Below are 2,686 nucleotides of genomic sequence, written 5' to 3'. Positions count from 1 at the left end.
GCGGAAGCGCAAGGGCGCGACAGATCGCTACGCGCTCCCCTGGTCTCGGCGGCCGGCGGCCGTCTTGGGCTGATTCCTCAGCGGAGGACAGTGTTTGCATGCCCGTACCAGGCCCCCACTCCCCGGCTTTCCAGCCGTGTTCCGAGCAGTCGTCGCTAGGCTCCACGCATGACGATTCGCGCAGTGGTCTTCGATGTCGGCGAGTGCCTCGTGGACGAAACGCGGGAGTACGGCACATGGGCCGACTGGCTCGGCGTGCCCCGGCACACCTTCGCCGCGATGTTCGGAGCCGTGATCGCGCAGGGCCGCGACTACCGCGATACCTTCCAGGTCTTCCAGCCCGGCTTCGACCTCTACGAACAGCGCGAGGCCCGGGCGGCGGCCGGACAGCCCGAGCACTTCGATGAAGGAGACCTGTACGCGGATGTCCGCCCCGCCCTCGCGCAGCTGCGCGCCGACGGCCTGTGGCTGGGTATCGCAGGCAATCAGACGGTTCGCGCCGGCAGGATCCTCCGCGAACTCTTCTCCACGGACGTCGATCTGATCGGCACCTCCGACGACTGGGGGGCGAGCAAGCCCGATCCCGAGTTCTTCGTCCGCGTCGCCAAGGCCGTTCCGTTCGGGCCCGACGAAATCCTCTACGTGGGCGACCGTGTCGACAACGACCTGCGGCCCGCTGTGGCCGCAGGCATGCACAGCGCCCTGATCCGGCGCGGCCCCTGGGCCACCATCCAGTGGGAAACGGAGGAGGCCAAGGCGCTGCCGACCTTCAGGGTCGACAGCCTCCTCGACCTCCCTCACCGGATCAACGAGTTCAACGCGTCAGCGCGCTGAGCGTCGTCGCCCAGCCGTACAGCCGGTCGTCGAGCTCGCGTACGCACTGCTCGTGCTGCCACGGTGCGAGCGCGCGGCGCGTCTCGCGGACCCTCTCCATCCCGGTCGCGTACCAGTGCGTCTCCAACTGCTCCAGGGCCCGAACCGCATAGGCGCACGCTGCCTCGGGAGCTCCGGCAGCGGCCTCCACGGCCCCAAGGTCGGCGAGGACCACGGTCCGCTGCTTGTCAGCGTCGGGCGGCAAGGTCTCGAGAACTTCCATGAGCGTCTGCCTGGCCTGCGGGAGGTGCCCGGCTGCGAGCTGGGTGTTCCCCTTGAACGCGGCCAGTCGGACGGGACTGAACCAGTCCATCCAGTCAGGCGAGACGTGCTCCGAACCGGCCGCCAGCAACTCCTCGCCGTGGTTGATGAGGTTCAAAGCCGTCCGCGTCTGCCCACACCTCGTCTCGCATTCGGCCTCGACCGCGTCGAGCCAGGCCAGGAATTCCGCGGAGGCCGGGCTCCTGCGGGCATAGGTCCGCGCCATCACCATCCGCTCGCCGGCGCCGGAGCGATCTCCGGCCCACCCCGGGATGAAGGCCATGTGAGCCAGCACGGCGGCGCCGAGCACGGAATCGTCCGCTTCTCCCGCCGCTTGAAGGGCACGCAGCCACGTGTCGCCCGCTTGCTCGGGCTCGCGGAGGTCAAAGAACTCGATGCGGCCCGCAAGGAGAGACGACTCAGCCAGTGCAGCGGCGACGGCACGGCGCGTGGCGCCCGCTGTTGCGGGGAGCAGAGCCTCTCCGAGGACGGCGTGGGCACGGACCGGTGGATGAAGGACCGCCGGTGCCACGGTCCAGTAGAGCCGCCGGTGGGCCCGGGTCACGGCGAGATAGTCGGCAGCCGCACTGGCGGGCTGCGCCGTCGTCGGATGCTGCACCGGGAGCCGCAGCGCCGCCGCGACGGGTACGCGCCTGACCGTCAGGGTGCGATCGTGTCCGGCGGGTGGAGTGAAACCGAGGGCCTCGACATCCTGCCCGAGCAGCTCCGTGAGTGCCTGCTGGGCCGCAGCGTAGGGCCAGGGGGGCGCATCCGACTCCCAGCGCCGGACTTGGCGCACGTCGATGGAAACACCTCGGTTGGCGAGAGCCTCAACCAGTGCCTGCTGCGAGAGATATCCGGCAGCCACACGGGCGGCTTTGAACCGGACGTTCCCGGGTGACCTTGCCACGCTCAACCTCCGCATGTGTGCCAGGTGGGCGACCACTCTCTCAACAAGTCCCCGCCAGAGCCACGTTTTACCCCGCTGGAGGAATAGAAGTCCTCAAATAGGCAGTCAGAAGACCGTGACAAGTCCTAGCTGAGCCATCCCGTAAGGGCGAACCTCGAACCTCGAACAGGAGCAGGGCGATCCGCCCACTGACCACGGCAGGAAGTGACATGACCAGTCGCACCCGAGACGTGCCAAGCGTCGACAGTTGGGACGAACCCTTGCCGAGGGCGAGGGTCGTAGAACCGCCCAGCCTCGAACTCCTCGACCGGGCTTTGGCCGGCTGGGAGCGGTTCCTCGTCACCTTCGAGGGGATGCCCGATGAGTGAGCGCTACGAGTACGTGCCCCACCGTCTCCTGGGCCGCCGCGTCCTTGACATTGCTTCTGGCATCGAGGGCGAGCTGATGGCCGTGATCAACGAGAACGTCTCGGACATCGGCATCGAGCGCTGGGTGGAACTCGCCTACATCCGAGGCGCCTCCGGCCGCGAGTTCACCACCGCCGCCACCAACGTCGAACCCGCCCCGGACCAGCCCAAGACGGCGGCCGGTCGCCGAGATCAGAGAAGCGCGTAGCGATCTGAAGCGCCCTTGCGCTTCCGT

Annotated in this window: 3 protein-coding genes; 2 read left to right on the top strand and 1 reads right to left on the bottom strand. The window is 68.4% G+C overall.

Going from position 1 to position 2,686, the window contains the following annotated elements:
- Window positions 1-168 precede the first annotated feature (168 nt).
- On the top strand, window positions 169-834 hold the full coding sequence (locus ACIPW5_RS39850; protein ID WP_401256415.1) for an HAD family hydrolase: 666 nt from the start codon (window positions 169-171) through the stop codon (window positions 832-834).
- Here ACIPW5_RS39850 and ACIPW5_RS39845 read toward each other — a convergent pair.
- Window positions 815-2,059 (bottom strand): transcriptional regulator, encoded by a 1,245-nt coding sequence (locus tag ACIPW5_RS39845; protein WP_401256418.1) that lies wholly within the window; start codon window positions 2,057-2,059, stop codon window positions 815-817. The genes ACIPW5_RS39850 and ACIPW5_RS39845 overlap by 20 nt on opposite strands.
- A gap of 345 nt (window positions 2,060-2,404) precedes the next feature.
- Between ACIPW5_RS39845 and ACIPW5_RS39840 the strand changes: the two genes are divergently transcribed.
- Entirely contained in the window at window positions 2,405-2,659 is a 255-nt protein-coding gene (locus ACIPW5_RS39840) for a hypothetical protein (protein WP_401256413.1), read from the top strand.
- Window positions 2,660-2,686: the final 27 nt, after the last annotated feature.

It is taken from the genome of Streptomyces sp. NPDC090077 (genome assembly GCF_044747545.1).
Taxonomy (GTDB): Bacteria; Actinomycetota; Actinomycetes; order Streptomycetales; family Streptomycetaceae; genus Streptomyces.
The sequence above is the reverse complement of the archived record's forward strand: the minus strand, read 5'-3'. Positions and strand labels throughout refer to the sequence as shown.